The sequence below is a fragment of the Peribacillus sp. Aquil_B1 genome, from assembly GCF_022603275.1.
In the GTDB taxonomy this organism is placed as follows: domain Bacteria; phylum Bacillota; class Bacilli; order Bacillales; family DSM-1321; genus Peribacillus.
The window spans coordinates 33,358-57,128 of record NZ_JAKXEE010000010.1 but is presented as its reverse complement, the minus strand read 5'-3'; the positions used below and the strand labels follow the sequence as shown (position 1 = coordinate 57,128).

General features: G+C 41.8%; 24 protein-coding genes and 2 tRNA genes. 3 read left to right on the top strand and 23 right to left on the bottom strand.

Annotated elements, in window-relative coordinates:
• Positions 1 to 189 (top strand): hypothetical protein (locus MPH60_RS27120; RefSeq protein ID WP_241594801.1); only part of this gene is annotated, 189 nt, incomplete at its 5' end.
• A gap of 267 nt (positions 190 to 456) precedes the next feature.
• Here MPH60_RS27120 and lysS read toward each other — a convergent pair.
• The 16 genes from lysS to spoIIE all read right to left on the bottom strand — a co-directional run bounded on the left by lysS (position 457) and on the right by spoIIE (position 17,633).
• On the bottom strand, positions 457 to 1,956 hold the full coding sequence (lysS, locus tag MPH60_RS27115; protein WP_241594802.1) for a lysine--tRNA ligase: 1,500 nt from the start codon (positions 1,954 to 1,956) through the stop codon (positions 457 to 459).
• 187 nt (positions 1,957 to 2,143) lie between these two features.
• Entirely contained in the window at positions 2,144 to 3,142 is a 999-nt protein-coding gene (gene dusB / locus MPH60_RS27110; RefSeq protein WP_241594803.1) for a tRNA dihydrouridine synthase DusB, read from the bottom strand.
• Between the two features lie 22 nt (positions 3,143 to 3,164).
• Complete coding sequence (locus MPH60_RS27105; protein WP_101225931.1) at positions 3,165 to 3,377, bottom strand: helix-turn-helix domain-containing protein; 213 nt, start codon at positions 3,375 to 3,377, stop codon at positions 3,165 to 3,167.
• Entirely contained in the window at positions 3,329 to 3,856 is a 528-nt protein-coding gene (gene folK, locus MPH60_RS27100) for a 2-amino-4-hydroxy-6-hydroxymethyldihydropteridine diphosphokinase (RefSeq protein ID WP_241594804.1), read from the bottom strand. The genes MPH60_RS27105 and folK overlap by 49 nt, the downstream gene beginning before the upstream one ends.
• Before the next feature lie 2 nt (positions 3,857 to 3,858).
• Positions 3,859 to 4,218, bottom strand: coding sequence for a dihydroneopterin aldolase (gene folB, locus MPH60_RS27095; protein WP_241594805.1), 360 nt, complete (start codon positions 4,216 to 4,218; stop codon positions 3,859 to 3,861).
• Position 4,219: 1 nt separating this feature from the next.
• Positions 4,220 to 5,056 carry a dihydropteroate synthase gene (folP, locus tag MPH60_RS27090; RefSeq protein ID WP_241594806.1) on the bottom strand — a complete coding sequence of 279 codons (837 nt, stop codon included), beginning with the start codon at positions 5,054 to 5,056 and terminating at the stop codon, positions 4,220 to 4,222.
• Positions 5,057 to 5,217: 161 nt separating this feature from the next.
• Complete coding sequence (gene cysK / locus MPH60_RS27085) at positions 5,218 to 6,144, bottom strand: cysteine synthase A (RefSeq protein WP_241594807.1); 927 nt, start codon at positions 6,142 to 6,144, stop codon at positions 5,218 to 5,220.
• Positions 6,145 to 6,274: 130 nt separating this feature from the next.
• Complete coding sequence (locus MPH60_RS27080) at positions 6,275 to 7,171, bottom strand: peptidyl-prolyl cis-trans isomerase (RefSeq protein WP_241594808.1); 897 nt, start codon at positions 7,169 to 7,171, stop codon at positions 6,275 to 6,277.
• 18 nt (positions 7,172 to 7,189) lie between these two features.
• A complete protein-coding gene (gene hslO / locus MPH60_RS27075; protein WP_241594809.1) occupies positions 7,190 to 8,071 on the bottom strand; it encodes an Hsp33 family molecular chaperone HslO in 882 nt (293 codons plus the stop codon).
• Between the two features lie 26 nt (positions 8,072 to 8,097).
• A complete protein-coding gene (locus MPH60_RS27070) occupies positions 8,098 to 8,877 on the bottom strand; it encodes a type III pantothenate kinase (RefSeq protein ID WP_063235928.1) in 780 nt (259 codons plus the stop codon).
• A 158-nt stretch (positions 8,878 to 9,035) separates the two neighbouring features.
• Positions 9,036 to 11,096, bottom strand: a complete 2,061-nt coding sequence (gene ftsH / locus MPH60_RS27065) for an ATP-dependent zinc metalloprotease FtsH (protein WP_241594810.1) — start codon at positions 11,094 to 11,096, stop codon at positions 9,036 to 9,038.
• Between the two features lie 117 nt (positions 11,097 to 11,213).
• A complete protein-coding gene (gene hpt / locus MPH60_RS27060) occupies positions 11,214 to 11,753 on the bottom strand; it encodes a hypoxanthine phosphoribosyltransferase (RefSeq protein WP_241594813.1) in 540 nt (179 codons plus the stop codon).
• Positions 11,754 to 11,785: 32 nt separating this feature from the next.
• Positions 11,786 to 13,180, bottom strand: a complete 1,395-nt coding sequence (gene tilS, locus MPH60_RS27055; RefSeq protein WP_241594811.1) for a tRNA lysidine(34) synthetase TilS — start codon at positions 13,178 to 13,180, stop codon at positions 11,786 to 11,788.
• A gap of 93 nt (positions 13,181 to 13,273) precedes the next feature.
• On the bottom strand, positions 13,274 to 14,272 hold the full coding sequence (locus MPH60_RS27050) for a protein kinase domain-containing protein (protein WP_336275446.1): 999 nt from the start codon (positions 14,270 to 14,272) through the stop codon (positions 13,274 to 13,276).
• Positions 14,238 to 14,975, bottom strand: a complete 738-nt coding sequence (locus tag MPH60_RS27045; RefSeq protein WP_137018537.1) for a VWA domain-containing protein — start codon at positions 14,973 to 14,975, stop codon at positions 14,238 to 14,240. Before MPH60_RS27045 ends, MPH60_RS27050 begins: the two co-directional genes overlap by 35 nt.
• A 183-nt stretch (positions 14,976 to 15,158) precedes the next feature.
• Positions 15,159 to 17,633, bottom strand: a complete 2,475-nt coding sequence (gene spoIIE / locus MPH60_RS27040) for a stage II sporulation protein E (RefSeq protein WP_241615885.1) — start codon at positions 17,631 to 17,633, stop codon at positions 15,159 to 15,161.
• 327 nt (positions 17,634 to 17,960) lie between these two features.
• On the opposite strand from spoIIE, the gene MPH60_RS27035 reads away from it, so the two are divergent.
• Positions 17,961 to 18,034: transfer RNA gene (locus MPH60_RS27035), tRNA-Met, on the top strand.
• 21 nt (positions 18,035 to 18,055) lie between these two features.
• A tRNA-Glu gene (locus MPH60_RS27030) sits at positions 18,056 to 18,127 on the top strand.
• Positions 18,128 to 18,292: 165 nt separating this feature from the next.
• On the opposite strand, the gene MPH60_RS27025 is transcribed toward MPH60_RS27030, so the two are convergent.
• From MPH60_RS27025 to MPH60_RS26995, 7 genes are all read right to left on the bottom strand, one after another.
• Positions 18,293 to 18,748: a S1 domain-containing RNA-binding protein gene (locus MPH60_RS27025; protein WP_101225920.1), complete on the bottom strand. Its 456-nt coding sequence runs from the start codon at positions 18,746 to 18,748 to the stop codon at positions 18,293 to 18,295.
• Positions 18,749 to 18,828: 80 nt separating this feature from the next.
• Complete coding sequence (locus MPH60_RS27020) at positions 18,829 to 19,215, bottom strand: FtsB family cell division protein (protein WP_241594440.1); 387 nt, start codon at positions 19,213 to 19,215, stop codon at positions 18,829 to 18,831.
• 13 nt (positions 19,216 to 19,228) lie between these two features.
• Positions 19,229 to 19,861: a spore cortex biosynthesis protein YabQ gene (gene yabQ, locus MPH60_RS27015; RefSeq protein ID WP_241594439.1), complete on the bottom strand. Its 633-nt coding sequence runs from the start codon at positions 19,859 to 19,861 to the stop codon at positions 19,229 to 19,231.
• Positions 19,858 to 20,166 (bottom strand): sporulation protein YabP, encoded by a 309-nt coding sequence (gene yabP / locus MPH60_RS27010; RefSeq protein ID WP_241594438.1) that lies wholly within the window; start codon positions 20,164 to 20,166, stop codon positions 19,858 to 19,860. Before yabP ends, yabQ begins: the two co-directional genes overlap by 4 nt.
• A 75-nt stretch (positions 20,167 to 20,241) precedes the next feature.
• Positions 20,242 to 20,505, bottom strand: a complete 264-nt coding sequence (locus MPH60_RS27005) for an RNA-binding S4 domain-containing protein (protein WP_034316386.1) — start codon at positions 20,503 to 20,505, stop codon at positions 20,242 to 20,244.
• A 23-nt stretch (positions 20,506 to 20,528) separates the two neighbouring features.
• On the bottom strand, positions 20,529 to 22,001 hold the full coding sequence (gene mazG / locus MPH60_RS27000; protein ID WP_241594437.1) for a nucleoside triphosphate pyrophosphohydrolase: 1,473 nt from the start codon (positions 21,999 to 22,001) through the stop codon (positions 20,529 to 20,531).
• Entirely contained in the window at positions 21,994 to 23,616 is a 1,623-nt protein-coding gene (locus MPH60_RS26995; protein WP_241594436.1) for a putative polysaccharide biosynthesis protein, read from the bottom strand. The genes mazG and MPH60_RS26995 overlap by 8 nt, the downstream gene beginning before the upstream one ends.
• Between the last annotated feature and the right edge of the window lie 155 nt (positions 23,617 to 23,771).

Here is a 23,771-nt window from a genome sequence, read left to right as displayed (position 1 = left end):
GTTCGTCCTGAGCCAGGATCAAACTCTCCGAAGAAATGTTTGACTTGCTCATTTGCTTTTTTGATAGTGTGTGCTCACTTAAAATTTAACGTTGGCGCTTTGTTTTGTTCAGTTTTCAAAGAGCAATGTCTTTCGGAACAGCTTATTTATAATAACACTTTCATTACTGCAAGTCAACAACTTTTTTAAAACTTTTTAAAGTTTGTAATCTGTTTGCAACTCGTTCGTAACGACAGATATAAATATAACACCATTACGTTAACTGCGCAATACCTTTTATAAAGTTTTTTTGAGATAATGTTGTTTTTCTTTCAAACCCTAAAATTCACTCTATTGAAACACATGAAATTATAATTAAAAAACAAAAACCGAATTGGACTTACCGGGATCAAAAGCTACGCCCATGATCCCAGCCATCCGAATTCGGCCCTGCAATCAAAACTCATTTTGCTTATATTAGCGATGTCTCATTAAAGGGAATAACAGGACGTCACGTATAGAAGGAGAATTGGTCAATAGCATAACCAAACGGTCAACACCAATTCCCAGTCCGCCTGTCGGCGGCATTCCGTATTCTAACGCCTCCAAGAAATCTTCATCCATTTCATGAGCTTCATCATTACCTTGCTCTCGTTCTTTCAATTGAGCTTCAAAGCGTTGACGTTGATCAATAGGATCATTAAGTTCAGTGAAGGCATTTGCGTGCTCTCTACCTACAATGAATAACTCAAAACGATCTGTGAAACGGGAATCTTCCGGATTTTTCTTTGCTAAAGGAGATATTTCCACTGGATGCCCATAGATGAATGTAGGTTGAATTAACTTATCTTCGACCTTTTGCTCAAAGAATTCATTTACGATATGGCCGAACTCCATGGATTCCTTAACTTCAATTCCATTTTCTTTAGCAAGCTGCTGAGCTTCTTCTTTACTCATTTCAGTCCAGAAGTCCACACCAGTATATTCTTTTACAGCGTCAACCATGTGAAGTCGTTTCCATTCCGGTTTTAACTCTATCTCATATTCCCCATACTGGATGGTAGTCGTCCCAAGAACTTCTTGAGCTATATGGGCAATCAGATTTTCCGTTAAGCTCATGATATCTTGGTAATCCGCATAAGCTTCGTACAATTCGATCAATGTGAATTCAGGATTGTGCCTTGTGGACACTCCTTCATTTCTGAAAACCCGGCCAATTTCATAAACCTTCTCCAATCCGCCAACAATTAGGCGTTTTAGATGCAGTTCAATGGCAATCCTTAAATTCAAAGGCATATCCAAGGCATTATGGTGAGTAAGGAAAGGGCGTGCAGCAGCTCCACCAGCAACAGAGTGCAATAGCGGCGTTTCCACTTCAAGGTATCCTTGATCGTCCAAATACCGTCTCATGGCTTGTACAATACGACTGCGCATGATTAACGTATTTTTACTTTCCTCATTTGTAATTAAATCGACATAACGTTTACGATAACGCTCTTCAACGTCCTTCAAGCCATGAAATTTATCAGGTAACGGGCGAAGCGCTTTAGCAAGGAACACATATTCTTTAGCTTTAATGGAAAGTTCCCCGACTTTCGTTTTGAAGATAACGCCAGTTACCCCTACAAGATCACCAAGATCCGTTTGGTTGAAAATTTGGTAAGAATCTTCCCCGATGTTATCCAAACGGACATAGATTTGGATTTGGCCGCTAATATCCTGGATATGGGCAAATCCCGCTTTCCCTTTTCCGCGCTTCGTCATGACACGGCCAGCGATCGTAACTTCAATTTCTTTTTCTTCAAGATCTTCCTTTTCTAATTCACCATAAGCACTGATTATCTCCTGAGTGTTATGTGTGCGCTCGAATCTGCTCCCGAAAGGGTCTATTCCATTATCCATCATGGCCTGCATTTTATCGCGCCTTACCTGCAGTTGGTCATTCAATTCTTCATGACTCACGAAAATCATCTCCATCTTTATTAATAAATGCCTTATATAATTAATCAGAAATTCTTTTGCATACATATTTATTCTTACATAAAGTAAAGGAATTCAACAGCTTTTTATCTTAAAATATTGTCTATGTACATATAAAAACTGCCAGGATTACTGGCAGTTAAGATAAGCGTATTATAGGAAAATAGGAAGGTAATGTCAAACATCAGACCATTTGGATATTTTGTTGCTTCGCTTCAATATCATCAACAAGTCCATAAAGAAGCTTTACAACATCTTCCCTTGTTTCACAATAATTAATTCCTTTGCGGGCCTGACCATTCCCTTTAACACCCTTTAAATACCAAGAAGCATGTTTACGCATTTCACGAACAGCTACATTTTCATTTTTTAACGCAATCAGACGATCCATATGAAGCACGCAAACGTCCATTTTTTCACGAACTGAAGGTTCATCCATCAGTTGACCGGTTTCTAGATATTTTACAGTCCGGTAGATCATCCACGGGTTGCCTAGGGCTGCACGGCCGATCATGACTCCGTCAACACCCGTTTCCTTCAGCATTCTTTCCGCATCCTGTGGAGTTTCCACATCACCGTTACCGATAAGGGGAATATTAATCGACTTCTTCACTTCACGGATGATGTCCCAGTTAGCTTTTCCTTCATACATTTGAACACGTGTCCTGCCATGCATGGAGACAGCTTTACCGCCTGCACGTTCAACAGCCTGGGCATTCTGAATCGCAAAAACATGCTCATCATCCCAGCCAATGCGCATTTTAACCGTTACCGGCTTTTCAACGGCATCAACCACCGCTGAAACCATCTCATAAATTTTGTTTGGATCGAGAAGCCACTTCGCACCCGCATCACATTTAGTGATTTTAGGAACGGGGCAGCCCATGTTGATATCAATGATATCAGCATTTGTATTTTTATCTACAAATTGTGCAGCTTCGACCAAAGATTTCTTTTCACCGCCAAAGATTTGCAAGCTTAACGGCTTTTCTCTTTCATCTATATAAAGCATATTCAACGTTCTAGCGTTTTGTAAAACGATTCCCTTATCACTGACCATCTCCGCACAAACAAGACCAGCACCAAATTCCTTGACGGTCAAGCGGAATGCCGAGTTACAAACTCCCGCCATCGGTGCCAGCACTACCGGATTCTTCATTTCTATATCGCCTATTTTTAACACGTTGACCTCCTATAACAATCTTTCATTTATCGTCAGGTGGCTGAAGCTCCTCAATGGAAACATGAAGAATTTCCGCCACTTCCAGTAAAAATGCCTCTGAAGGGTTGCGGTTCCCTCGTTCGACTTCCCCCAGCAAGGAAACGGAAACACCTATTTCCCTCGCGAACCCTTCCTGGGTATAACCCTTTAACTTTCGAAAAGCGCGAATACGCCTTCCCCATTTTTCACCTTCCATAATCGAACTCCTTCTTTATCCGGAATCTGTTCAAGCAGGTCGCTCAAAGGTGCATACATTTGCGGAAGTGATATATCAGAGTCCACTTCCATTAAAGGCACGATAACAAAAGCCCTCTCGTGCATACGAGGGTGCGGGACTGAAAGAATCTCTGTCTCAATATTTTCTTGATTATATAACAAAATGTCAAGGTCTATAGTACGGGGACCCCACCTTATTTCCCTTTTTCTTCCTAAATCTTGTTCGATTTTCATACAAGCGTGAAGTAATTTTTCAGGTTCTAAATCGGTTTCCACTTTAAGAACAGCATTTAAAAAACAGTCCTGGTCTTCATATCCTATCGGGTCCGTTTCATATAAAGAAGAGCAGGCCAACAGCTTGATATGCGGATTTTCAGACAATAATTGGAAAGCTCTTTGGAATGTTTCAAGACGATTCCCTAAATTCGACCCTATTGAAAGGTAAGCAATATTTATCACAATCAACGTCCCCTTACAATCTCTATAGCAACCGACTCATAGTGACCTGCTATTGGGGGATCTGGTTTATAAACCTTCACGGTGCATGTCTCAATGGAAGAATATTTATTAAGTAGTTCAGAGGCGATTTTTTCAGCCACGGCTTCCACTAACTTAAAAGGTTCTCCCTCAACAACGCTTTTACACACTTCATATAACTCGCCATAGTTGATTGAGTCTTCAAGACTGTCACTCTTCCCAGCCTTGGCTAAATCAGTCTGGACGATTAAGTCCACTTTAAACCGCTGACCAAGCTTCGTTTCTTCCGGAAAAACTCCATGATAACCGTAAAACTCCATCTTGTTCACATATATCTTATCCATTTCATTCACCTTTTCCTAATAGAGCGTCCATCATCTTTGCAGCCCGTGACATTTCCTTCACATCATGTACTCGAACCATCTGACAGCCTTGTTGAATTCCATGGCAAATTGTAGCCGCAGTGCCTTCCACCCTCTCATTAGGCGGCAGGTCCAGAACATGGCCAATCATGGACTTTCTCGACGTCGCCAGCAGCACGGGATACCCTAATGATACCAGCTTATCAAGATTCCTCATCATTTCCAAATTAAACTTTAAATCTTTCGCAAATCCAATACCTGGATCGAGAATGATGTTTTCATCCTTGACGCCGGCATCCTTTACCAATATGATGCTTTCGAATAAATCTTGAAGCACATCCCTGACAAAATGACCATACTCCATATTATCCCGGTTATGCATCAAGATAATCGGCACCTTATATTCCGCAGCAACCTTTGACATCAAGGAATCGGCCTTACCTCCCCAAATATCATTTAATATATGGGCTCCTGCCTTTACCGCCTCTTCTGCAACTCTTGATTTATACGTATCGACCGATATCGGAATCTCGATATTACGCGATATGGCTTCAATAATTGGGGCGACTCTCTCTATTTCCTCTTCATCCGATATCCTCTCGTAGTTAGGACGGGTTGACTCACCACCTACATCCAATATATCCGCCCCATCGTTGACCATTCGTTCGGCATGCTTCAACGCAGCATCTATCCGATTATATTTTCCGCCATCCGAAAAGGAGTCCGGCGTAACATTCAAAATTCCCATGATTAAGGTTTTCTTGCTGTAATCCAACTCAAATGAACCGCATTTTATTTTTGATGCTCCTGCTAATGACATCCAACGTTCTCCTTCGCCTAAAGAAATCTATATATACGAGTTTACCCATTTACATAGGTATAGTGCAAGCTCCATGAAAATCAGGGATACTTCTGCATACTTTGCTACAAAAAGAAAAGCAAAGCCCCATAGGAACTTCGCTTCTCATTTAGTGTCTGGTCTTACTCAAAGTTATATAATGGTGTACTTAAGTAGCGTTCACCATTACTCGGTATGATGGCAAGGACCTTTTTGCCTTTTCCCAGTTTGTCAGCCACTTTAATGGCAGCTGCAATTGCGCCTCCAGAAGAGATTCCGCCAAGGATTCCTTCCTCTTTTGCTGCGCGGCGGGCATAATCAAACGATTCCTCTGTATTGACTTGAATGATTTCGTCATAGAGATCTGTATTCAAAATACTAGGTACGAAGCCTGCTCCGATTCCTTGGATTTTATGAGGTCCTGGAGTACCACCCGATAATACTGGAGAGTCCGCAGGTTCAACAGCGTAAATTTTAATGTCAGGGAATTTTTCACGCAGGACTTCACCGGCACCTGTTATGGTTCCCCCAGTACCGATTCCGGCAACGAATGCATCCAAGCCTTCATCTCCAAATGCTTCAACGATTTCAGGGCCTGTAGTGTTCCGATGTACTTCAGGGTTGGCTTCGTTTTCGAATTGCTGTGGAATGAAGTAACCTTTTTCTTTAGACAGCTCAGTCGCCTTTGCGATTGCACCCTTCATTCCTTCAGGCCCAGGAGTAAGAACTAATTCTGCCCCATATGCGCGAAGCAAGTTACGGCGTTCCAAGCTCATCGTCTCCGGCATAACCAAAATTGATTTATAGCCCTTTGCCGCGGCTACCATTGCCAAACCTATTCCCGTATTTCCGCTTGTAGGTTCAATGATCGTATCACCTGGCTTAAGAGTACCATTTTGTTCTGCCGCTTCGATCATTGCTAGGGCGATACGGTCTTTTACACTGCTGCCCGGGTTAAAATACTCAAGTTTCAAATAAATATCTGCACTGTTTTCATTTTGAAGCTTGTTTAACTTAACAATAGGTGTTTGTCCAATTAAATCGATTACAGAATTAGCTATACGTGCCATTTTCTCCACTCCCTTATCATTTCAATACCGAGTATGTTTATTGGTTTTATAATTTTAAAGTTACCAGTTTTAATAGTTCATTGTCAATGATTATATACTATATTCTAAATTTTCTCACACAACCATTGACCTACTTTTCATCCTTCAACCCATAAAACCATTCTACATCAAATTCGTCCCAGAAAACTTTCCCTGAGACCGGTGCCTGAATCTGTTCAAGAGCTATTTGGCGGTGAATCTTGTCTTTAACTTCTTCATATTCATACTGCTTGCCCTTTATTCTTTCATGCAGGTAGAGAACGGCCCAGCCATCCTCCGTTTGGATTGCATCACTCCACTTCTTCACCTTCAATTTCTCGGCAGCGGTTATGTATTCCTTGGAGACTTGCTCGTTATCCTGGGATATATAACCCATGTCGCCTCCTTGATTGGCAGTGAATTCATCAAGGGACTTCTCCATGGCCAAGACATCAAAGGAGACACCTTTCTCCAGTTCACGTATGACTTGGTCTGCCTGCTTTTTTGTAGAAGTGGTGATATGGGAAATGTGGAATGCTGTAGGAATTCTGTAGATATCCTTATTATTATCATAATGACTCCGCATTGCCGTTTCGGAAACCGAAACGTCCTTGGTGAGGAGCTTCTCGAGAAGGAGACTCGACTGAATTTCCTGCCTCAGTTGATCGTTACTTTTATTAAGGTTCTGACCGGCAGTCCCATACATCGTTTTCATCATTTTAAGTTCCCGATCAAGCTCTTCATCCGAAGTCTTCACTTTGTATTTTTCAGCTGCCTGTTTCACTACCTCTTTATCGACCATATCCTCAAGTACATCTTCCCCATATCTTTTTTCGAGCTCATTAATCCATGCTTCCCGGGAAATATCCTTGGATCCAACCTTAGCGGCGGTTTCTTCCCCGATGACGGATTTTGAAATGATTAGTGGTTTTATGACAAAGATAATGATAGTCAATAGGTTCAACAAGGCAAGGCCAGCAATAATCGCCCGAAGCTTTTGTTTTGGCAAACCCTTATCCCCCGTAAATTATTTTTTTGATTCTGCCTCTAATTCCTCGAGTTCTTCCTTCGAGAATTGGTAGGTCTGATTACAAAAATGACAATGCGCCTCCGCTTGTCCGTCTGTCTCAATGATATCCCGGATCTCAGCTTGCCCTAGGCTAATCAATGCGGTGGCAATTCTCTCCCTGGAACATTGACAGGAGAATTGGACATCCATTTTTTCTAGTATATTCACATTGCCCTCACCTAAAATTTCGGTTAGGATTTCTTCAGGGGTCATGCCACTTTGAATCATCTTGGAAACCGGAGTTATCGTGCTTAGACGATTTTCGATTTTGGAAATTGTATCTTCGGATGTACCCGGCATCAACTGAATGATAAATCCACCCGCTGCAAGGATTGAATTATCCGGATTCACGAGAACCCCAACCCCCACAGATGATGGCACCTGTTCGGAAGTAACAAAGTAATAAGTGAAATCTTCACCTAACTCTCCCGATACAAGCGGTACTTGCCCCGAAAAGTAATCACGAAGACCAATGTCTTTGACAACAGTCAGCAATCCATCGGTACCCACCGCTCTCCTTACATCCAGCTTTCCCTGCTCATTCAAATCAAAGTGGGTTTGCGGGTGAGTGACATATCCGCGGACTTCACCCTTTGCATTGCTGTCGACCAGGATGGAACCAATCGGTCCACCGCCCTCGATTTTAATCGTCAGCTTTTCTTCACCTTTTAACATTCCGCCCATCATAACGCCTGCCGTCATAGCACGTCCAAGGGCAGCAGAAGCAGTAGGCCATGTATAATGGCGTCGCTGCGCTTCTCCTACGGTGTCTGTTGTTGAAACAGCATATGCCCGTACCTGTCCTTCATAACCTAACGCCTTTATTAAATAATCCTTCATGTATTTTTCTCCTTTCAAGCTTTGTATTACTTCTTCACTTGCTCACGGTTACGTTTATAAATCAGCTGCAGCCCCTTCAAGGTCAAAAATGGCTCCACAACGTCAATTACAGTGGACTCATTAGCAATTAAGGTAGCCAGCCCGCCTGTCGCTATTACCGTTGGTTCTAGATTACTTTGCGCCTTAATTCGATTAACGATTCCTTCTACCTGTCCAACATATCCATACAAAATGCCAGCCTGCATGGCGGACACCGTATTTTTCCCAATAATCCCTTCCGGCCGGCTGATTTCTATTCTTGGAAGTTTGGCTGCTTTTGAATAAAGTGCTTCAGTAGAAATATTTATACCCGGAGCAATGGCTCCGCCCATGTATTGTTTATCCTCATTTATGTAGCAATATGTCGTTGCCGTACCAAAATCCACGATAATGAGAGGGCTTCCATATTCCTGAATGCCTGCTACAGCATTAACGATTCGGTCGGCTCCCACCTCACGGGGATTTTCGTATTTAATATTCAATCCGGTTTTTATTCCAGGTCCAACTATTAGCGGTTTAATTCCAAAGTATTTTTTGCACATGCGTTCAAGCGCAAACATAATCGGCGGAACTACCGAAGAAATAATGATTCCATCAAATTGATCAAACGAAAGACCTTCATGTTGCAACAAAGACTTTATGACCATTCCATACTCATCTTCTGTCTTGTGACGGTTAGTCTCTATTCGCCAATGATATTTTAAAATATCTTCATCGTATACGCCTAATACTGTATTCGTATTCCCAACATCCAATACAAAAATCATCGTTTCATCACTCCGGTAAATTATTCTCCAACATCATAACACACTGTTATTTCCCACGCTATTAGTCGCACTTTTCGAAAGGTACCCCAAAAACTTTATCATAAGAGTTAAGAAAAGGGTATTTCCGAGGCGGAAATACCCTTTTGAATTTAGTCAACTTAAGACTTTTTATTGTCATCTTCGTTCGGGAAGGAAAGCGGCTTATCTTGAGGTGCACCTTCTTTGATTGGAGGGGTATTCAATCCTTCCTCCGTTATTTCAAGGTCCTCAGGTCCTCTTTTATCCAATGGATCTAATAGGGCCTCTTTTTCTTCCTTCTTCTTATTGATGTTCACCTTGACATTCTCATCAGTGGTTAAATTCCCATTCAGTGCCGTATAATCACGTTCTGGCAATTTACCATTATGGAATAAACTTTTGATTTGTTCAGCATCAAGTGTTTCCACTTCAAGCAAGGTTTTTGCAACCAAATCAAGTTTTTCACGATTTTCAGTAAGTATCTTCTTACATCTTTCGTAAGCTTCCTTGATGATACGTTGAATTTCAAGATCGATTTCATATGCTATTGCATCCGAATAGTTTTGATCATTGTTGAAATCGCGTCCCAGGAAGACCTGACCTTGAGAATTACCGAATTGAAGCGGCCCAAGCTTACTCATGCCATATTCCATAACCATGCTCCGAGCTATGCCCGTTGCACGCTGGAAGTCGTTATGCGCACCGGTACTCACTTCGCCGAATGTAACTTCTTCAGCTACACGGCCACCCAATAGTCCTACGATTTTATCTTTAAGCTCAGGTTCCGTCATGAAGAAACGATCTTCTTTCGGCAGCATAACTGCATAACCGCCGGCTTGACCACGAGGGACAATCGTAACTTTATGAACGACTTCAGCATCATCCAGAACCAATCCAATAATGGTATGGCCTGCTTCATGCCAGGCAACGATATTTCTTTCCTTTTTGGAAATGACACGGTTTTTCTTGGCAGGTCCAGCGATAACACGATCCGAAGCTTCATCCAAATCGGACATGTCGATCTTCTTCTTATCTTGACGGGCAGCTACAAGAGCCGCTTCATTCAGTAAGTTTTCAAGATCGGCACCAGAAAATCCTGGAGTACGCTGAGCGATCGCTTTCAAATCGACTGTTTCTGCTAAAGGTTTATTGCGTGCATGCACTTTCAGCACTTCTTCACGGCCCTTGACATCAGGTCGGCCTACCGTTATTTGACGGTCAAAACGTCCTGGACGCAATAATGCCGGATCCAATACATCAGCACGGTTAGTCGCAGCAATGATTATGATTCCTTCATTACCACCGAAACCATCCATCTCCACCAAGAGTTGGTTCAATGTCTGTTCACGTTCATCGTGACCGCCACCTAGACCTGCGCCACGTTGACGTCCGACTGCATCAATCTCATCGATAAAGATGATACATGGTGCATTCTTCTTAGCATTTTCAAACAAATCACGAACACGGGATGCACCGACACCCACAAACATTTCAACAAAATCAGAACCACTGATTGAGAAGAAAGGAGTTCCGGCTTCACCAGCTACAGCTCGTGCAAGTAAAGTTTTACCTGTACCAGGAGGCCCAACTAAAAGTACCCCTTTAGGAATACGGGCACCAAGCTCGGCATATTTGCGAGGGTCTTTCAAGAATTCAACGACCTCGACAAGTTCCTGCTTTTCTTCGTCCGCTCCGGCAACATCATTGAAGCGTACTTTTTTCTTATCATCATTATACAATTTCGCCTTACTTTTCCCGAAGTTCATGACGCGGCCACCGCCGCCGCCTTGAGCTTGGTTAAGTAAAAAGAAGAAGAGGATAAAAATGATTACAAATGGAATGATGGAAGTGAAAAATGTCACCCAGCCACTTGTCTTTTCTGGAGGTTCGACATTGATGATGTCTTTATCCAGCTTGGTTACAGCGTCATTGATCCGGCTTTGCGAATACTCACTGAAAGGCACATACGTCACAAAGAATTTGTTTTCCTCATAACCTTTGAGCTTTCCCGTGATTTCAAATACACTGCTTTCGGGCTGCATCGTAAGTGATGTAACGTCCCCACTCTCCAAATGCTTATAGAATTCATCTTGGGTCAATTTTACGTTTGGTTCATTGTTATTATTAAAAATGCTTACAATCCCAATGATGACCAAAAAGATCAGTAAATAAAATATGGTATTACGGAAGATCCGATTCATCCCTTACCTCCTCCCACGGGTAAACAAACTATAGTAAATACTATCATACAAAATTAATGAATTACAATAATTTAACACCGCTGTTTTTATCTGGTCTTCTCTTTCAAACAGGTACAATTAATTCTGGTAAATTTCAGGCTTCAATATGCCAATATACGGGAGATTACGATACTTTTCCGCAAAATCAAGACCATATCCGACAACAAATGCATCCGGTACGATGAACCCGGCATAGTCCGGAGTGATATCCGCTTTCCTGCCTGTTGGTTTATCCAGTAAGGTAACGATTTTAATTGATTTTGCTTTTCGGTAACGGAAAAGTTCCGCAAGATAGCTAAGAGTCAAACCGCTGTCGATAATATCTTCGATGATTAAAATATCCCGGCCCTCAACTGATGTATCAAGATCCTTGATGATTTTCACTTCACCGGAAGATACAGTGGAGTTACCATAGCTTGAAACATCCATAAAGTCCATTTCAAGATGTGTATCAACGCGTTTCAGTAAATCTGACATAAATGGCATGGCGCCTTTCAGCACTCCGATGGCCAACGGGAACTTACCTTGGTAATCAGCTTCAAGCTGCGCACCCAATTCCCTGATTTTCTTTTGAAGTTCTTCCTCTGTTATTAAAACCTTTTCAATGTCGTTTTGCATGGTCATTGTAATTAATTGCCCCCCATGAAGAATTAAGCTTTTTTATATTCTAAGTAGATTAAAGATTTTTCATCAGAAATTATATCCGGCTCAACATTCGATTTTTTTAAACCAGGTAGCCAAATGACCGTTCCCGTTTGATCGATGATGACCGGCCACACATTTCTTTCTAGCATCGGGATCTTTTCATTAATAAAAATATCCTTTAACTTTTTAGTTCCACCTAATCCCTTGACGGCCATCCGCTCGCCTTCATTCCTGGTTCGGACTGTAAGAGGAAGCTGAACAGCTGATTCGGGAAGTATAAAAGAATGATTTCCTCTAAGTACCGGAATTTCTTCTTTTATATAGTGCGCTTTAATCTTATATCCATTCGGAAGAATAGTCTCACCGGGAATTTGTAATTTAAAGGAATATTTATGGCTTTTTTGCCGGAAAAACCTAAACGTGCAAGTTTGATATGATTTTTCCGCAATAAGGCCCTCCGGAAGATGCAATTCTGCAGATGGTTGAGGATTTAAAAACAAAACTAAAAGTTGGTCAATATGTAATGCCGAAAGCGATGAAGGTCTCTCCAAATAAAGATAGTTTAATATTAGTTGAATCGCCCTTCTTTGTAAAGGTTTAGGCATCGCTAGAACCTTATCAATCTGAATAACCGCTTGATCTTTATCCTGTGTGATCCAAACATCGGACATTTTGCTTGAAACCAGGTTCAAAAAAAACTCTTCATCTTCATAAAGCTCTTCACTGAATCGTTGAAAATGCTCATGAACCTTGACATTTTCTTTCTTTAAAAACGGAAGGACTTCATGTCTAAAACGATTTCTTGCATAGACACCTGTTTCATTGCTCGGATCAAACCTTGGTTCGATATCATGAAGGCCCGCATATTCGATTATTTGGCTTTTCGTGATTTCAAGAAAAGGCCTGATCAGATTTCCAGTATGGAAACGTCTCTTTATAGGAATACCTGCCCTTGCCTTACCTGTCGCCCCTCTCGTTAAACGCATGAGCATCGTTTCGATTTGATCATCTCCATGATGCCCCAGGACAAGAGTGGAGGCTTGATGCTTATCCATCATTTCTTCATAAAAAGCAAAACGCAGCTTTCTTGAGGTTATTTGTGAACTTTCCCCCGTCTGTTTCATCCGGGCAGGAACATCGATCCTTTTTCCCTCAAATGTAATGCCCCACCGTTCACATATGTGCTCGACATATTTAAAATCCTCATAGGATTCTTCACCACGAAACATATGGTCAACACTTGCAACGATCATCTCGTAATGAAAAAGAGATTGAATTTCCTTAAGGATATGGAGAAGCACCAATGAATCCGGTCCTCCGGAAACGCCTATTAGCAACTTCGAGTTTTCCTTAATCAATTCGTTTCTATAAATGGTGCTCAGAACTTTTTCCTTTAACATACAATCTTCCTTCTTTATGAACAGGCATTAGTTTTATACGATTCAATCATGAAATGGTTTCAATTATTCCATGGCATTCACCTAATAACTATATCATAACAACTGTTCATATATGTAAAGAACATAGAGCATCGATATGATGGCAACCAGCAAAAAAGTTTCAAAAAAACCGCCACTTTTCTTTTTTGAATGGTTTTGGGACCTTCTTGCTTGTCTCGTTGCAGGTTGAACTCTTTGTGACTGGCCGGTAGCTGCCTGAGTCGGATCCTTTTTCCTCGAGTGATTTTGCTTACTTAGCACCGTAACCAAATCCTCCCGCATTTGGAGAGCAGAATCATATTGCCCGTGAAGTGCTTTATCCAACATCTTTCTATATGGGTGCAATTCCTTTTTCTGCTTAATCAAGTCGTTAAGCTGTCTATACCCCTCCCCTTTCTTGTGGAAACGTCCAGGATAGGCCGAATTGATTATAATCATCGCCACAGCGAACAAGTCATATTGCGGATCGGCCTTTCTTGATCCAAGTCCCCAGTAACCCCTGTCAAAGAACTCGGTGAATTCTTTAACAGATCTCCCGATTAAGGTGGTTCCGCCAACATCCACGCACCGTACCTTATAGGCTGGTGAAGTCACGATCAAATTCTCAGGTTTTAAATCCCCGAACACCCAGCCATTGGTATGCAGGGCAGACAAGCTTGTTAAAAGCTGAAGCATTAAGACTCCAATCCACGATGACCCTTTTTTATCGATGAAACGCAAAAAATCGTGTCCGTGGATATATTCCATGACATAAAAAGGGAGCTGCTTTCCTGTTTTCATGAAATCATCCGCTTCCAAAAAGGAAGGTCCAAGGGTAGACCCCTGGACCTTTGAAAAGGATTTTAGGATATTCATCTCCGAAATAATGGACGTCCCATTATCACTGAGCTTTAAAGCATAATGACGATTTTTGCTTTCAACCAAATAGACGATCCCGTTCGCTCCACACCCCAATTCCTTAATTATTTTGTACTGGTTTTTATTCCATTTTCCAGTGACCAAACTGCCAGGCAGGAGTTTACATTGATTCCTCAAAGTATTGTTCATCATCATGTGATAACAATCCCCTCAATGAACGTTTTTTATTGAAATATGTTAAAGCTTCACGAATGGCTGGACCTGTCGGAGTGAGTCCCCCTGTACTAAGCTTAGGAAAAGTTGCCGTCAGGGCTTCAAGGTTCGGGGTCCAATCCAGCAACTTTTCAACATCATTTCTTTTCCCAGGAAATACGAATACGGAAAAACGGCTGTCACCCATTCTTGCATTCATGCTAAGGGAAAGATCTAATAAGGAATCTTTTACTGTAGGCAGTTTGTGCTTCATGCTTGCACTGGTATCAACAAGAATCAGTACTTCGAGCTTGCTCGTTTCCCCAAGCTCATCGACCACCTCCATCACTTCTCCCCGTTTATCCGGCGGAAGATCCTCCATCGTTTTTGAATCTCCAAGTATTTGTTGAAGTTCGCGATTGATAACTCCCTGTATAGTTTGAGTCATTGCCTTTTGGGTCACCATTTGGACAGTTTGGGACAACTGCTGGGCATAGACTATTTGACTTACGCCACCTCCTGAACCAGCAATCTTCTCGATTTCCTTAAGACCCTTTTCATCTATCACATCATTTTCCATGACACCTATGACATTGATGGTTATGCCTTGCTTCCTTGCTAATTCAGCCATGGCAGACGGCTCCTCACCATGATTTGAACATCCGTCGGTTATAAGCAAAATCTGTTTTAATGTTCCTGCTTTCATGTTTTGCTCTCCCTTCCTATCAATTTGTTACCATAATTGACTAAAAGGGGGGAATTTATACGCTAAGACATCGCATCAAGTCACATCATGGAGCGGAGTGATTGAAAAGTCTCTTTACCATTTATCCTTCTTCCTTTTCACCACCTCATTTTTGGTTTTATTTATTTTATATATATAAACGGCCTACTGGGCCTTTTTGCGTTTTGGAGAAACGGGAATGGATGCCCATTTCGGTGTGTTATGCTTGATTTTCGATGTTACCACTGTCATGTCATCATCTATGATCCCTTTTGTTCGGATGACCTCTTCCAATATTAAATCAGAGATTTCCTGCGGATCGTCTGTTTCCATTTCCTTGATTTTTCGTTTAAGCCAGAACTCGATATTTTCGACATGTGAGGGACCATCGAACACTCCATCGCTCATCATGATCAGTATGTCCCCTGCCTTCAGCTCTTCTGATACAACATCAACATCGAAATCCTGGATGATTCCCATAGGGAGGTTACTTGATTCAATTTTTATTATCCTATCCCCCCTTTTAATGAAACTCGGTATCGAACAGATTTTTAAAAACTTAGCCTTTGCGTCCTGAAGATCAATCATTGCCAAATCAAGAGTCGAAAATATTTCATCGGTAGTGCGTAGAGATAATACGGAGTTTACGGATTTAATGGCTATTTTTTCTTCAATTCCCGATTGTAAAAATTTTTGAAGCAGCTTCAATGTCTCTGTACTTTCAAAATGGGCCCTTTCCCCATTTCCCATTCCATCACTAATGGCTATTGCGAATTTGCCGCAGCCAATTTCCATGGTCGTATGACTGTCTCCTGATACAAGCCCTCCCCCCTTGGCAGCATGAGCCACACCCGTTTCGACCGTGAATTTTTTTGCTGACCTAAATATCACCTCACATTGCCCGTTTGGATACGTTGCACATTCTTCCGAATGAACGACTATCGTTTCCCCTAAAATGTCAGAAAGCATAGGTGCAATCAATTTTTCACATTCCCCTCTGCCCTGGCAGTATGGGACACTCATCTCTATATCGACATTCCCTTGTTCTAGACTATATATTTCTACATACCCTATGTGCAGGCCAAAATCCTGGATGGCTTCCAAAATGGATTCTTCATGTACATGATGATTCTTCCTTTCCCTTTGTATTTCTTTCGCAAAATCATCCATTACCGCCGAAACTCCCCGCAGTTGATCCGCAACTAGTTTCCGGCTTTCCTTCACCTGCCTTTTTAATTTTTGGTTGGCTTCAAAATAAGTAAGCTCCTGTGATATTGCCCCAATGACCTGAGGCCCGCGGCTACAATATTTCGCCCATTCCTTCGAAGTCTTTTGGGGGAGCTGACCATTATTTTCACTTAATTGAAGCATGATCTCCTGCATGCCGTCATAGGTTGTATTAAAGTTCTTGGACCAGCACTGTTCCTTTTTAAAACAAAGCTGGCACGTCTTTTCCGTTACATTACTTAAGAAGTAGTCGAATTCTTTCTCATCTTCCTCCAATCTCCCCCTTTCATCCACTTGGGAAAAGCTATTGGAGAGCGCCTCAAATACATGTGAGAATTGCTCCACCCTTTGAGCGGTGACATCTCTCACTTTTCGGGCATACTGCTGCTGTTCATCAGAATTCTCGACTGTTCCCGGTATATGTTTCGCTATTTTGTTGATTATGGAGGACGGTGTCAATATAAATAGGGCCACAGCTATAATTGATTCATAGAGGGTCACCATAATATTGCTGGTGCCCTCACCATATAAACCTATCAGTAACGTAGCAATCAAGAGGCCGCTAGCAACCCCTATCTTCCTTCCCTCCTTCAGCAAACCGCCCAGAAGCCCGGAAAAAGCGAGAAGGCTCATTTGATAGAGACTAGCAATACTTGCCAGGCTGAATATCAATCCAGTAACTACACCTACAGTGGAGCCTATGGCGGCCCCTCCCGCCAGCCCGAAGAGGAGGACCAAGTATCGCGAGAATATATGGTCGAGTGATAGATCGTATATCATCCAGCCTATGGTTCCGGTCATCACCGAAGCCAGCAAGATGATGATGCTGACGATTTCCTCCGTCTTTAATGATTGGGACTTTGTCCGAATGGTCAGCAGCGGGATGGACTGTATGAAGATTAAGGTTAAGATCATTGCGAGTCCCGCCTCTACTCCTATCATCATTAAGTCGTACAGCTGAATCGTTCGGAATACCAGATATTGCTCGGCCAGGTTGACCAGGAATAGTGAAGCAAAGACGTACATCGACATCGTCTTGAATTGTCCTTCCACGGCGGGCTTCTTGATCTTATGAAATAACAGGAGCAGGAACGCCGATGCAAAGATGACTAAACTATTAGAATAGTGAACGGTCAGCCCACCTGCAATCAATCCGAATAAAGCAAGTGGTGCCCTGTCACGTCTCATGAGAAACACGGCTGCGAAAAACGGAAGTCCAAATGGTGCCAGCTGCGAAAGAATTAATGCCCGTCCTAATAAAAAACCTATAATTGCTAAAGAGATACCTTTTTTTACGAATATATCTTCCGTCTTCATTTGCAGTTGTTGGATCCAATTGATGGCCCCTGCCTTCGCTTCTTTTAACTGAACATCACCAAGAGGTTCCATCATAGGTCTTTCTACTTTTTCCATTTCAACACCCCATTCGTATTAGTGATTTTTATTATATAGAGGGCTTGTTTATTTTTTTGTCAGAATTTTATAAGCGGATAAGAAAAACGTTCGACGAAATTCTTCTTGAACAATCATTTGTATACAGGTTTTTGTGCCTTTTTTTCCAATACAGAAACGGGTGTTCCTTTTTTTTTGAAGAAAAGCAAAGTTTTTAGGTTATTTTTGCGGAAAATAACACGAATAAATAATCAGGAAATGGAAACCGACAAACTTTATTTTTTTTGTTGACATTTATTCATCACGAATGTAAGATATAACTTGTGCTTCAGTAGCACTTACCATTATGGCGGCGTAGCTCAGCTGGCTAGAGCGTACGGTTCATACCCGTGAGGTCGGGGGTTCGATCCCCTCTGCCGCTATCTTTTTTTCTTGAAAATAATGGCCCGTTGGTCAAGCGGTTAAGACACCGCCCTTTCACGGCGGTAACACGGGTTCGAATCCCGTACGGGTCATCAAATACAAAAGCGCCTCTGTACACTTATCTTAAGTAAGTGTACAGAGGCGCTTTTTTTATGTTATTGATAATTAAAAGAAGACAAGCCGGCAAGCTTGCCTTTATCTACACTATGAATAATTTCACAGGAAAAGTTGCTAAACTATTATTTTCAGCAGCAGTTTTATCCGCGTCTTCCACCTCGACCTCCCCGTTTCGTTTCGGTGCTACGTTTAAGGGTCGTTAAGCGGTCTTCGCTATCTTTTAAGAATTTAGCCATTTTTTGCTCAAAGTTTTCCTTCGGTTGGAAACCGTTACCTTTCGAGCGGAAGTCTTTGGAACGGCTGTCATTCCCTCTTCCTTGGCGCGGACGTGGTGTGTATGCAGGTTTTTGCTCAGCTTCAGGACGGTCTATCGCTTTTTTTATGGACAAGCCAATCTTGCCATCTTTAACATTGATGACTTTCACTTCTACTGTATCGCCCACTTTTAAATGATCATTGATATCCTTGACATAGTTATCAGCCACTTCACTGATATGGACAAGACCGGTTGAACCTTGAGGTAGCTCTACAAATGCACCAAAATTAGTTATGCCTGTTACTTTACCTTGTAACTTGCTGCCTACTTCGATTGACATAAAAAAAATGTTCCTCCTTAGAAATGTTAAAAAATCTCTTCTCTCTATATTATAACGAAAGTAAAAAAACAGTGTCAATATTAGTCACTATCTTCCTTCCCTTTTGGAAGGGTAAATATGATTTCGCCTTTTTCAGATAAGAAATAATCCCGTCTGGCTATTTTCGCTATATAGTCGTCGTCATTAAGCTTTACGATTTCTTCTTTAAGAAGGGTCTCGTCTTTTTTCAATTCAGCTAACTTTCCCTTCAATTCTTCCTTCTGTTGTACCTTCTCATCCAGTGCAACATTTTGCGTTATGAGGGTGGAAACGGCAAAAATCAAAAAGACAGCGGCGAAAACTGAGTAAAGAGTTAATCTACGCATTAGACCACGCTTCTTTTTTTCTACGGTTTGTACTTTTTTCTCTTGTTGAGCGACGTAGGGATTTTCTATTTTTGCCACTTTCTTTTTACGCAGGCTACTCATTTTTTATCGCTCCTCATTTCTTTTTATTTCTCCATCTATTTAGCATTCTAAATATAGAATTCTTTATTTTCAATAAAATACCTTTTCCTTTATTATAAAACTTCCCGACGTTTTTCGTAACAAAAACCGGCAATAAATTCCATAAATAAGTCAGAATCCATTTTAATGGCCTCCAGAAAATATTCAAAATAAAGAGAAGTATTTTCCCCACCCATTTTAATATTGCTAAAACGAACTTACCTATCCCGAAGATGATGGCTATTACAGATACTATTACCCATTTTATCGGAACAAATATCAGCATGTGAACCGAATTCGTTATAAATCTCGCCAACTTTATCACAAGTATGATCAAAAACTCTAAAAAACGTTGATAGAAACCTTTGAAAAGTGCTTGATAAGCTGAAAAACCGCATAATAAGGCCAAAAATAAATAAAGGCGAAACTCTCCCTCATTCACTAAAAACAAAACATAAAAAATAAGGAGACCCTGAATGATCCAGAAAAGGAAGTCATGGATGAATACAATCCACCTTTTCCTTTCCGAACGTTTCAGGAACCGGCTATACGTATCCAGGGCAGCTCCAAAGCCACTGCCCATGCCTATCATCGCAAGCAACGTATAAAATTGAATCGTTAAGGTCATTTGAACAATTTGCCAAAGAAGCCTTTAGCTTTCTCCCCTGATTGCTCATCTAAATAAACAAGGTCGAAAATCTTTCCCTTTATGGAGACGATGCCTTTATCCACGTCTAAATTTTTCATTTGCAAGTTCTGGCCCCGGATAGATAAGAATCCCATTACAGTTTCGAGCAGAAACTCCTCATTATCAAAGCTTTCAACTTGTTTGACACCGGTAATATCAAGTAAACGGCGGCCTTTCATAGTTACATCATGCTCTTGGGTCGTTCCCTTTGTGTAACCAGCATTCGGATCAATATATTGGCTCATTTTATCATCCCTCACAGTACCACTGATTTGTACAAGTGTATGTCCGTAAGAGCGGAATTAGAACCAAGCCTGTCCTTACTCCTCCGCTAGCTTTTCTTCCTTTACGATAGTATACATATCTGCAGCCGCTTCTTTTTTCGTCGTTTCTTGAATCTTATCGACACGTACCGTAACGAGCTTTTGACCGAATCGTACAGTCAATTCATCGCCATCTTTCACATTCGAACTTGCTTTTGCCTGTTGTCCGTTAATCGTGATTCTCCCTTTATCCGCCACCTCTTTCGCAAGTGTACGGCGCTTGATCAATCTTGAAACTTTTAGGAATTTATCCAATCTCATCGACATTAAAATCTCTCCCTTAATTAAAGTCCTTTAGCTTTTGCTTCATCCCAATATGAATCCAGTTCTTCCAATGTATAATCCTCAAACTTCTTGCCTGCCTTTTGAATGCATTCTTCTATATATGTAAAACGCCGGTGGAATTTCTGGTTTGTTTTATAGACGGCTTCTTCCGCTTGTATGTCATAATAACGTGAAATGTTGACAAGCGCAAAAAAGAGGTCGCCCAGCTCTGATTTTATTCTTTCGACATCCCTGTTCGGGCTTAATATTTCCGCTTCCAATTCCTGCACTTCTTCCCTGACCTTTTTCCAGGCTTCGGAAACCTCATCCCAATCAAACCCGACCTTCGCCGCCCTTTTTTGGTACTCTTCGGCCCGAAGTAAGTTTGGCAGCGATTTCTCAATCCCATCCAGTATGGATTGCGGAGCTTTTGTTTCGCTCCCTTTTTCATTCTCTTTGATTTTCTGCCAGTTCTCTAATACATCTTCCTCGCCGTTCACTTCAACATCTCCGAATACATGGGGGTGGCGTCGAATCATTTTCGCCGTAATGCCTTCAATCACATCGTCTATCGTGAACATGCCCTCATCTTCACCGATTTGTGAATGAAGCATCACCTGAAGCAGGACATCCCCAAGTTCACCAACCATGCCCTCATCGTCCTCTTCATCGATGGAATCAATCAGCTCATAAGCCTCTTCTATTAGATATTTCTTCAAGCTTTCATGAGTTTGTTTCTTATCCCAAGGACATCCGTCAGGACCTCTAAGTTCTGCGATGACTTGACGCAGCTTAGAAAACTCCCTGTATTGTAAAGCTTCTTCTCTAACAGGCGGGACATAAACACTCGTCAAGTTACTTAACTCCATCTGACGGTCGAGTTCGAACAGAGCGCATTTTGTCACTTTTTCCTGACTGCTTCCTGCTGCTGTAACGATATATACCTCATAGTCATCCGGTAGCTTTTCCATTAAAGTCAGCTTCACATTGGACGCACTGAATGCGTCATACACCTGTCCGATTATCATATGCTGGGTAATGTGCAAATCATCTGGTGAAAGATCTGTCCCATCCAACAGCTGGAACCCTTCGATCGGATCGATTTGAACAGCCTGAAACAAGGGATCAAGGAAACTTTGCCCGCCTTCCAACTTGATGGCTATTCCAAGAGCCGGACCCTTTTCGAGCAAAAGCTGAACCGTTTTTTCCGCTACCATGGGATGTCCCGGAACTGCGTAAAGAATCGAACGGTTTGAAGCCTCTTGTACTAATGTTCCGGCAATTTCTTCATATACCGCTTCAAATTGGTCGTGCTTTTCATATATCCCGTCAAACGCCGTGAAATTGATTCCTTCCCTTTTCAAATCCCCAATCACAGGATGATCAATCGTTCTGACGAAGCATTGTTCTGTTTGTAGCAATTTTTTATAAATTCCTAGTGGAAGCTGATCTAAATCCCCTGCACCAAGGCCTATTATCGTAATCTCATTCATGATTTCGCATACTCCTATTCGTTATTATAAATCGTTTAAGCTTTGAACCTGCAGGTATAAGTGCCAGTTCTTCTTCACCAAATAAGCCTGCACGAATGGCGGTCATCACAAAAACGGCTGCACCGATCGCTACCCCGGTCAAAGCTTGGATCGTAGCTAACAACCTGCTTTCGCCTGAGGACATCATTTCGAATAAGCCATTGAATAAAACAACCGCCGTACCCATGTAAACCGTACTCTTCAAGATTATTAACACGTGCTTCTTTTCAATTAATGTCTTTTTAATATGTACTCTCAATACCACATAAAATAATACAGTCATGATCATATACGCAAGCACTGTTGCCGAGGCTGCTCCCGCGATTTTGTAATGGGGCACCAGGACAAGGTTCAAAGCCCACTTGCTGACCACACCCACAAGCGTAATGATCACCGGTATGAACGAATAGCCTAAGCTTTGAATCACTGCCGCTTCTGCCATTATGACGGATGTGAATAAGATCGATAAAGAGAAAATTGCTAAAGTAATGGTCCCTTTAACATCCATGAACAGCATATGATTGACAGGCTTCATCGTCACCACCAGCCCGATCGCAGCTGCAAGTCCTATCGTTGCACTTACACGAAGCACCAGTTTGATTTTATTCAATAATTCTTGTTCATTTTTCCTCTGAACGAATCCGGATATTACAGGTACAAGCGCCAATGCAAAAGAATTAGCCACGACTGTACCTAACTGAAGCAAAGGCTGTCCCCGGTCATATACCCCTTTCCATCCTTTGGCTTCGTTTTCCCCCATCCCCGTTTCCCTTAATAGGGAATATAGGTGCAGTGAATCGACAAACTGAAACAAGATAAGGATCAAGCCAGTTATGCAAAAGGCCAACCCTTGGAGAACCAGGACCTTGGAGATTTTGATGAAATGTACCGGTTTGATTCTCATCCGTAAAAAAAGCTTCCATTCTTCTCTTAAAATAACGAAAGCAACAAGCAGTACCAGGCCAGTTATGCCGCCGGTTATCGAACCGAGGACAGCACCCTTGCCGACCATATAAGGAGAGTAGCCTAGATTCACGAATATTGTGGAAAGAACCAGTATCGTCAACACACGGATGCATTGTTCAGCGACCTGCGAACTTGCCGTCGGTAACATGTCGTTTCTTCCTTGAAAATAGCCTCTTAAAACAGATGAAATCGGCATTAATAGATAAGAATAGGCAACGATTCTCAGCAGACCGGCTAAATTCGGGTCCTTCATCCACCCTGCAATCCACTCAGCGCCAAGGAACAGTGCAGCAAACATCATGACTCCTATCGAACTTAAGACGATGAATGATGTCATTAAAATGTCCTTGACCGCAAAGTTATTTTTGGAAGACTCCCGTTCAGCAATAAGTTTGGATATGACTACCGGAAAGCCGAGTGTTGATAATGTAAAGGCAACACCGTAGAAGGGATAGACCTGTTGATAGATATAAAACCCGATGTCACCCGCAATGTTCTGATAAGGTATGCGATAGGCCGCACTCAACACTTTTACGATAATCGCAGCTGCGCTCAAAATCAGCGCACCTCGAAAAAGTTCATTTGATGTTTTATAAGGCTTTTCAGCCATCCTTTTTCCCCTTTTCACTCATATGTGGTAGTTATTATAGCATAATTCTAATGGTTATTTTTCAACCCCAGCCACACTGTTAATTATTTTCCATATCCACTTCTTTTTTTAGAATTGCAAAAAGGACAGCGCGATTGCTGCCCTTTCCACCTTTA

Excerpts from the sequence above, each read along its gene's own strand:
- ftsH (WP_241594810.1), bottom strand. The coding sequence starts at position 11,096 with ATGAATCGGATCTTCCGTAATACCATATTTTATTTACTGATCTTTTTG.
- MPH60_RS27020 (WP_241594440.1), bottom strand. The coding sequence starts at position 19,215 with ATGAGTAGCCTGCGTAAAAAGAAAGTGGCAAAAATAGAAAATCCCTAC.
- mazG (WP_241594437.1), bottom strand. The coding sequence starts at position 22,001 with ATGAATGAGATTACGATAATAGGCCTTGGTGCAGGGGATTTAGATCAG.
- MPH60_RS26995 (WP_241594436.1), bottom strand. The coding sequence starts at position 23,616 with ATGGCTGAAAAGCCTTATAAAACATCAAATGAACTTTTTCGAGGTGCG.
- cysK (WP_241594807.1), bottom strand. The coding sequence starts at position 6,144 with ATGGCACGTATAGCTAATTCTGTAATCGATTTAATTGGACAAACACCT.
- MPH60_RS27025 (WP_101225920.1), bottom strand. The coding sequence starts at position 18,748 with ATGTCAATCGAAGTAGGCAGCAAGTTACAAGGTAAAGTAACAGGCATA.
- tilS (WP_241594811.1), bottom strand. The coding sequence starts at position 13,180 with ATGTTAAAGGAAAAAGTTCTGAGCACCATTTATAGAAACGAATTGATT.
- folP (WP_241594806.1), bottom strand. The coding sequence starts at position 5,056 with ATGTCATTAGCAGGAGCATCAAAAATAAAATGCGGTTCATTTGAGTTG.
- folB (WP_241594805.1), bottom strand. The coding sequence starts at position 4,218 with ATGGATAAGATATATGTGAACAAGATGGAGTTTTACGGTTATCATGGA.
- hpt (WP_241594813.1), bottom strand. The coding sequence starts at position 11,753 with ATGCAAAACGACATTGAAAAGGTTTTAATAACAGAGGAAGAACTTCAA.
- hslO (WP_241594809.1), bottom strand. The coding sequence starts at position 8,071 with ATGAAGGATTATTTAATAAAGGCGTTAGGTTATGAAGGACAGGTACGG.
- lysS (WP_241594802.1), bottom strand. The coding sequence starts at position 1,956 with ATGGAGATGATTTTCGTGAGTCATGAAGAATTGAATGACCAACTGCAG.
- MPH60_RS27005 (WP_034316386.1), bottom strand. The coding sequence starts at position 20,505 with ATGAGATTGGATAAATTCCTAAAAGTTTCAAGATTGATCAAGCGCCGT.
- spoIIE (WP_241615885.1), bottom strand. The coding sequence starts at position 17,633 with ATGGAAAAAGTAGAAAGACCTATGATGGAACCTCTTGGTGATGTTCAG.
- MPH60_RS27105 (WP_101225931.1), bottom strand. The coding sequence starts at position 3,377 with ATGGAAGGTGAAAAATGGGGAAGGCGTATTCGCGCTTTTCGAAAGTTA.
- yabP (WP_241594438.1), bottom strand. The coding sequence starts at position 20,166 with ATGAGCCAATATATTGATCCGAATGCTGGTTACACAAAGGGAACGACC.
- yabQ (WP_241594439.1), bottom strand. The coding sequence starts at position 19,861 with ATGACCTTAACGATTCAATTTTATACGTTGCTTGCGATGATAGGCATG.
- MPH60_RS27045 (WP_137018537.1), bottom strand. The coding sequence starts at position 14,975 with ATGAAAGCAGGAACATTAAAACAGATTTTGCTTATAACCGACGGATGT.
- MPH60_RS27070 (WP_063235928.1), bottom strand. The coding sequence starts at position 8,877 with ATGATTTTTGTATTGGATGTTGGGAATACGAATACAGTATTAGGCGTA.
- MPH60_RS27050 (WP_336275446.1), bottom strand. The coding sequence starts at position 14,272 with ATGATGATGAACAATACTTTGAGGAATCAATGTAAACTCCTGCCTGGC.